Genomic DNA, 7,297 nt, shown 5'->3' with positions numbered 1-7,297 from the left:
CCGACGATCAGTCCGAGTCCTGGAAGCACTGCGCCCAGCAGGGTGAACCCCAGCAACTTCGGCATCGACCGCGGCCGCCTCGCCGTCGCGCGCGCACTCCCCATCGGCTCCCCTGTCCCCGATCCACACCTCGTCTCCAGTGTGCGGTACAGACCGGCACCTCACCTGTTCAGACGTGTTACAGGCTCATTCGGTTGTCGATCAATCCGGTCGCGGCAGGCCGGAAGCGGGGCTATGTTGGGCGGTTGTGCGGATACTGATTCTGGGTGGGAACGGGTTTGTCGGGCGTGCGGTCGTGGACGACGCACTGGCGCGGGGCGCGGAGGTCGCGTCGTTCAGTCGCGGCGTGAGCGGTACGCCGCTGCCGCCCGGCGTGACGCAGCTCGTCGGGGATCGGGCGAGCGGGGACTACTCGGCGCTGAAAACCGGCGAGTGGGACGCGGTCGTGGACTTGAGCGGGTTCCGGACGCGGGACGTCGGCCAGGCGATGGACGTCCTCGGGGACCGGGTCGGGCGGTACCTGTTCGTGTCGAGTCATGCGGTGTACGTGCGCGACCTGCCCGCCGGGACGGACGAGACCGCACCGCGGCGGGAGCCGTTGCGGGATGCCGACGTACTGACGAACGAGACGTACGGGCCGTGCAAGGTCGCGTGTGAGGACGACGTGGTGGAGCGGTACGGCGACCGCGCGACGCTCGTCCGCCCCGGGCGGGTGACGGGGCCTGGGGACTCCTCCGGTACGGCGCTCTACTGGATCCGCCGCGGCGCTCGCGGAGGCCGCATCGCCCTCCCGACGAAGCCCGAGGCGCCCCTGCAACTGATCGACAGCCGCGACGTGGCCCGCCTCATCACCCAACTGATCACCGACGCTCGCCCCGGCGCCTACAACGCGGTCGGTCCCGACTCCACCATCACGGACCTCATCCAAACCGCCGCCGACCTCTCCGGCAGCACCGCCGAGATCATCCCCGTCCCGCACGACGCCGTCCCACCCCGCTTCCCCCTCATCGACCCCGAGTCCGAATGGGGCGAACGCCGCCGAAACCCCGCCAAGTCCCGCAATGCCGGCATGCCGGTAACTCCGCTCCGCACGACGGTCGAAGACGTTCTCCACTGGGACAAGGCCCGCGGTGAACCCGAACTGGCCATCGGCTCACCCCCGAACAGGAACAGCAACTCCTCGCCGAGTACTAGTTACTCGGGGAGGGCGAGGGTTCGGCCGGCGTCTCTTGCTGCGTTGATGGACCGGGTGAGAGTGTCCTTGAGGGCTGTTGCCTCGTCGGTGAAGCCTTCCACTACCGAGGTGTCGCCGGCGGGTTCGGTGCGGGCGAGGAGTTCGATGTAGCGGTCGCCGTCCTCGAGGGCCGCTTCGGCGCGCAGGGCGGCATCGGCGGAGCGGACCCGGTCGGCGTACTGGTCGAGCAGGTCGACCTTGCGTTTGATCGCCTCGACGGAGAGCGCCAGGGCGCGGCGTTGCGGCCCGAGTACGGCGTCCAGCTCGGCGGTCTTCGCACCACCGGCGATGTCCTTCTGCCGGGCGCGCAGGACCGTCTGCTCGCGGAGCACCTGCGCGATGTCCCACAGCTGCTCCGGCAGTACCAGCTCGTTCTTCACGTCGTCGAGCAGCCCGCGCCGCGTGACCGTTGCCTCGAGCACCGTTTTGACCGCACGCTGCGCCCGGCCGAGCAACCACCCGGCCTCGCTGTCGAAGTCCTCCGGCAGCAGGTACTTCCGGTGCTGCTTGCGGACCGCCTTGTGCCCGCGGTCCTCGACCACCGACTTCGCCAGGATCCCGCCGGTCGCGAGTACGGCGACCCCGGCCAGCCCGACCGCTCCCCAGGCCGCGACCGCGGTCGGCAACGTCGCCGCCATGATGATCAGCGCGAGGATCCACCCGCCGACACAGACCGCGATCCACACCAGCAAGGTGCCGAACGTGTTCCCGGGCGCCGCCGACCAGGACGTCTGCCGCTTCGGCCGCGGCGCGTCGGCCGCGACGAACAACTCCGGCCTGCGTTCGTACAACCGGCGTACGCCCACCGGAACATCCGGCGCGAACACAGGCTCCATCGCCACCTCCGGAGAAGTCATCACCACTCAGCGTAGCCGGGCAGCGAGCCCATCCAGGAATACCCCGAGTCCGAACTCGAACAGCTGGTCCAGGTCGTAGTCGTAGTCGAAGCCGTCCGCGAGCAGTTCCTGGAACGCCCCGAGGTTGCCGGCCGCGATCATCGCGGACAGCTGGTCCGTCTGGTGTACCACCCACTCGTCGGCGGTCTCCCCGGTGTCCTGCTCGGCCTGCGCCTCGGACTCCATCACCAGCGCGATCCCACGCACGTACGCGAACAGGCTGATCATCGTCGACATCGCCGCATGCTTGTCGAACCCGCGCAACGCCGCGAGTACCGCGTTCGTGTGCGGCAGCAGCCGCGGCACCAACTGCGGCCGGCTCAGACTGATCGCGCTCGCGAGCCACAGATGCCTCCGGTACGCCGCCCAGTGCACGCGCGCCACCAACGCCACCGCGTCCCGCCAGTACTCCGGGACCTCGCCGAGCGGGAACTCCCCGATCGCCTCGTTCACCATCTGTACGACGAGCGCGTCCTTGCCGCCGACGTACCGGTAGAGCGCCATCGTCGACACCCCGAGCTCGGTCGCGATCCGCCGCATCGACAACGCCGCCAGCCCCTCGGCATCCGCGATCGCGATGCCCGTCCGGACGACCTCGTCGCGGTTCAGATCCAGTACGCCGTCGTCGGCAGCAGCGGTACGCCGGGCGCGCGGCGGCGGACCGACGACGGTCCCGACCCCGGGCGACGCGTGGACGAGCCTCTCGGCCTGCAGTACCTGCAACGCCTTGGTCGCGGTCGCCATCGCCACCCCGAAGTCCCGGGTCAGCGCCCGCGTCGACGGCACCCGGTCGCCCGGCAGCAACTCCCCCGCCTGGATCCGCCGCCGCAGCGCGGCCGCGATCACCTGGTACGGCGCTTCCGTCATCCAACCTCCCGAACATCCCGTGCCAAGATAGGCGGCATGCTGCGCGAACTGCACCTCACCGGCAATCCGGACGCCGACAAGTTGCTCAACGACGACCCGTTCGCCTTGCTGGTCGGCATGCTGCTGGACCAGCAGTACCCGATGGAGCACGCCTTCTCCGGCCCGCTGAAGATCGCGAACCGGATGGACGGCTTCGACCTGCACAAGATCGCCGCGACCGACCTGGAGACGTTCGTCGAGCTCAGCGTCACCCCGCCGGCCATCCACCGGTACGGCGGCTCGATGGCCCGCCGGGTGCACGCGCTCGCCCAGGAGATCATCGAGAAGTACGACGGTGACGCCGCGAACATCTGGCTCGCCGGCCGCCCGAAGCCGGACGGCGCCGAGGTGCTGAAGCGGCTGAAGGCGCTGCCCGGGTTCGGCGAGCAGAAGGCGAAGATCTTCCTCGCGCTGCTCGGCAAGCAACGCGGCGTGGCCCCGAAGGGCTGGCGCGAGGCGGCCGGCAACTACGGCGACCGCGGCTCCCGGCGCTCGATCGCGGACGTCACCGACGCCACCTCGCTGATGGAGGTCCGCAACTTCAAGAAGGCCGCGAAAGCCGCCGCGAAGGGCTGATTCGCGCGACACCTGCGCCCGATCTGTTCCAGGCCGGCGCGGGATGTCCCTTGTAGTCCACGCGATTCCCTGCGAAGTCAGCGATGCTGACTTATGGTTGCTAAGGCAACGGGAGGAGCGCGGATGGACATCCGGGATCTGGATCGCCGGGCCGGGGCGGTGCTCGGGGAAGTTGTCATGCAGGTCCGGACCGAGCAGCTGTGGTTCCCCACGCCGTGCCCGGACTGGACCGTGCGCGGGCTGATGCGGCACCTGGTCAGCCAGAACGAAGGCCTCGCCGCGGCCGCCCTGAACGGGTCCGCCTCCGTCCACACCTGGAACGGCGGCCGGCTGGCCGACAACCCGTCGGGTGCCTACCGCCGCTCGAACGTGCAGGTCGCGGACGCGTTCGCCGACGGCGGCGCGCTGGACCGGCTGGTGGAGGTCCGCGAGTTCGGCTCGTTCCCGCGCCGGATCGCGCTGACCTTCCACCAGCTCGACTGCATCGTGCATGCCTGGGACCTGGCCCGCGCGATCGACGTCCCGTACAAGCCGCCGCCGGACATGGTCGAGCAGGCCCTCCTCCTGGCCCGCCGGATCCCGGACACCAACACGAACCGCGGCCCCGGGTACGCGTTCGAGCGCAGCGTCAAGGTCTCCGGCACGGCCCCCGACCTCGACCAGCTACTCGGCCTCCTCGGCCGCAACCCGGAGTGGGTCTCCCCGCTCGACTGAGTACTGCGGGAGCTCGATCTTGTCCGGCGTCCCGCCCGCCATCTTCGCCAGCGCGCCGGACATCACCCGTGACGTCATCACCCGCAGGACGAAGTCCCGGTACGCGATCCCGAACGCGGACATCGGCATCGCCATCTTGATCCCGCCCGGCGGCAGCTCCGTCCGCTGCGCGACGTACGCCTGCATCCGCCGCTGGTACGCCGGGAACGCCCGGACGTGATCGCCGTCCGCCGCGGCCAGCTCCCCCGCCAGTACGTACGCCCCGACCAGCGACAACGCCGTACCGTGGCCGGCCATCGGTGAACCGCAGTACCCGGCGTCACCGACCAGCGCGACCCGCCCGCGCGACCAGTCCGGTACGACGACGCGGCTGGTGGTGTCGAGGTAGAAGTCGTCGGCCGCGTCGAGGCCGTTCAGGACGTGCGGGGTGTGCCAGCCGAGGCCCTCGAACCGCTCGCGCACGAGCCGCTTCTGGGCGGCGACGTCGCGCCGGTCGTACGTCAGGATCGGCGACCGGAAGCTCAGCAGCGCCTTCGCGTACCGCGGGTCGCGGTCCGGCCGCAGCGCGACCCAGCGACCACGCGGCGCCGTGTACACCTTCATCCAGTCGTCCAGGTTCTCCGGCGTCTCGATCGTGAAGTACGACGTGTAGCCGCCGAGGTGCTGCACGAACTCCTCCTCCGGCCCGAACGCGAGCCGCCGTACCCGGGAGTGCACGCCGTCCGCGCCGATCACCAGGTCGAACCGCCTGCCGGCCCCACTCGCGAGGCTGACCTCGACCCCGTCGGCGTCCTGCTCCAGCGCCGCGATCGAGTCGCCGTACACGAACTCCACGTCACTCGCCGCCGCGGCCAGCAGCTCGGCGAGGTCGCCCCGGAGGATCTCGATCTCGGCGACCGGTCCGGCGCCGTCGAGCAGTTCCATGTGCATCGCCGCGGCCGTCCGCCCGTCGGCCTTCACGTATGCGAGCCCGCGCTCGTGCACCTGCCGCTCGGCCACTCCCGGCAGCAACCCCATCCGCTCGGCCACCACCCGGGACACCCCGCGCAGGTCCACGGTCTGTCCACCCGGCCGCGGCCCCGGCGCGACCTCCACCACCGTCGGCGCGAACCCGAACCGCCGCAACCAGAACGCCACCGCCGGCCCCGCGATCCCGGCCCCGGAAATCAGCACAGTCTTCATCTCAGTCCCCTTCAACTAGTGCGCGTACGCCGTACACGGTGCACTACCTGAAGGTTTGGACGCCAGCGCGCACTAGTGCACGGGAGATGAGTGCACTAGGGGCGGATCCCCAGGCCATCACAATCCGCCGCTCGCGCGCCGCGTGCGCGGCGGAGCTGCGGGCAACACGCGATTGTGATGGCCTGGGGATCCGGGGTGCTCAGAGCGCGAGCGCGAGCCGAGTCGCCTGCTCGATCGCCCGCTTCGCATCCAGCTCGGCCGCGACGTCGGCACCACCGATCAGATGCACCGAGCGACCGGCCAGTGCGTCGACCAGCTCCCGGAGTGGTTCCTGGCCCGCGCAGATCACCACGTTGTCCACCGCCAGCATCCGGGCCTTCTCGCGCTTCGGGCCGAACGTGATGTGCAGGCCCTCATCGTCGATGCGTTCGTAGTTCACGCCGCGCAACTGCTCGACCTGCTTGTTCTTCAGCGCCGCCCGGTGCACCCACCCGGTCGTCCTCCCGAGCCCGGCGCCGATCTTCCCGTCCTTGCGCTGCAGTAGATACACCTTCCGCGGCGACGGCTCCGGCCGCGGCACCGCGAGCGCCCCCGGCAACTCGGTCGGATCCCCGACGCCCCACTCCGCCTTCCACCCTTCAAGATCCGACGTCGCGCTGGTCAGGAACTCGCTGACGTCCACCCCGATCCCGCCCGCCCCGATCACCGCGACGGAATCCCCCACGGGCTTGCCGTCGCGCACCACGTCGACGTACGAGAGCACCTTCGGATGGTCGATCCCCGGGATCGCCGGCACCCGCGGTACGACGCCGGTCGCGAGCACGATCTCGTCGAACCCGGCCAGATCCTCGGCACCGGCCCGGCGGCCGAGGTGCAGCTTGACGCCGGTGAGGTCGAGCCGCCGCCGGTAGTACCGGATCGTCTCGGCGAACTCCTCCTTGCCCGGGATCCGTCGCGCGATGCCGAACTGCCCGCCGACCTCGTCCGCCGCCTCGAACAGTTCGACCCGATGCCCGCGCTCGGCCGCCGTCACGGCCGCCGCGAGCCCGGCCGGACCGGCGCCGACCACCGCGACGCTCTTCGACCGCCGGGTCGGCAGCAGCTGCAGCTCGGTCTCCCGGGCCGCCCGCGGGTTGACCATGCAGCTCGCCTTCTTCTTGGCGAACACGTGGTCCAGGCACGCCTGGTTGCAGGCGATACAGACGTTGATCTCGTCGGCCCGGTCGGTGGTTGCCTTCAGCACCCATTCCGGATCGGCGAGGAACGGGCGGGCCATACTGACCAGATCGGCGTCACCACGGGCCAGCACCTCCTCGGCAACCTGCGGCAGGTTGATCCGGTTCGACGTCACGACCGGGATGTTCACGTGCGGCCGGAACGCGGCGGTCACCGACGTGAACGCCGCCCGCGGTACGGACGTCACGATCGTCGGCACCCGCGCCTCGTGCCAGCCGATCCCGGTGTTGATGATCGACGCACCGGCCGCCTCGATCTCCTTGCCCAGTGCAACCACTTCGTCCCAGCTCTGGCCGCCCTCGACCAGGTCCGCCATCGACAGCCGGTAGATGATCAGGAAGTCCTTGCCGACCCGTTCCCGGGTCCGCCGGACGATCTCGACCGCGATCCGCCGCCGGTTCTCCGCGGTCCCGCCCCAGCGGTCGGTGCGCTTGTTCGTCCGTTCGGACAGGAACTGGTTGATGAAGTACCCCTCGGAGCCCATGATCTCGACCCCGTCGTACCCGGCCTCCCGGGCGAGCGCGGCGCAGTCGACGTACGCCGTGATCTGCTT

General features: G+C 70.3%; 6 protein-coding genes and 1 pseudogene. 3 read left to right on the top strand and 4 right to left on the bottom strand.

From position 1 onward, the window contains the following. Nucleotides 1-139: 139 nt before the first annotated feature. Nucleotides 140-877 (top strand): annotated as a pseudogene (locus VFF46_RS33410) (NAD-dependent epimerase/dehydratase family protein); the annotation flags it as partial. Nucleotides 878-1,194: 317 nt separating this feature from the next. Here the strand turns inward: VFF46_RS33410 and VFF46_RS33405 are convergent. After that, nucleotides 1,195-2,091, bottom strand: a complete 897-nt coding sequence (locus VFF46_RS33405) for a hypothetical protein (RefSeq protein ID WP_325041239.1) — start codon at nt 2,089-2,091, stop codon at nt 1,195-1,197. Nucleotides 2,092-2,097: 6 nt separating this feature from the next. Beyond that, the gene (locus tag VFF46_RS33400; RefSeq protein WP_325041238.1) at nt 2,098-2,997 is read right to left on the bottom strand and encodes a GntR family transcriptional regulator; all 900 of its coding nucleotides are present in this window, start codon (nt 2,995-2,997) and stop codon (nt 2,098-2,100) included. A gap of 36 nt (nt 2,998-3,033) precedes the next feature. Between VFF46_RS33400 and VFF46_RS33395 the strand changes: the two genes are divergently transcribed. Both VFF46_RS33395 and VFF46_RS33390 read left to right on the top strand, forming a co-directional pair. Further along, nucleotides 3,034-3,612 carry an HhH-GPD-type base excision DNA repair protein gene (locus tag VFF46_RS33395; RefSeq protein ID WP_325041237.1) on the top strand — a complete coding sequence of 193 codons (579 nt, stop codon included), beginning with the start codon at nt 3,034-3,036 and terminating at the stop codon, nt 3,610-3,612. A 123-nt stretch (nt 3,613-3,735) separates the two neighbouring features. Next, nucleotides 3,736-4,326 carry a TIGR03086 family metal-binding protein gene (locus VFF46_RS33390; protein ID WP_325041236.1) on the top strand — a complete coding sequence of 197 codons (591 nt, stop codon included), beginning with the start codon at nt 3,736-3,738 and terminating at the stop codon, nt 4,324-4,326. Here VFF46_RS33390 and VFF46_RS33385 read toward each other — a convergent pair. Both VFF46_RS33385 and VFF46_RS33380 read right to left on the bottom strand, forming a co-directional pair. Continuing rightward, entirely contained in the window at nt 4,276-5,508 is a 1,233-nt protein-coding gene (locus tag VFF46_RS33385; RefSeq protein ID WP_325041235.1) for an FAD-dependent monooxygenase, read from the bottom strand. The two genes, VFF46_RS33390 and VFF46_RS33385, sit on opposite strands and share 51 nt — an antisense overlap. A 199-nt stretch (nt 5,509-5,707) precedes the next feature. After that, nucleotides 5,708-7,297, bottom strand: a 1,590-nt coding sequence (locus VFF46_RS33380; RefSeq protein WP_325041234.1) for an FAD-dependent oxidoreductase, incomplete at its 5' end; no start/stop codon positions are given.

Source organism: Kribbella sp. (assembly GCF_035655035.1).
In the GTDB taxonomy this organism is placed as follows: domain Bacteria; phylum Actinomycetota; class Actinomycetes; order Propionibacteriales; family Kribbellaceae; genus Kribbella.
Note: the sequence above shows the minus strand (reverse complement) of the source record. Positions and strands in the feature narration are given on the sequence as shown.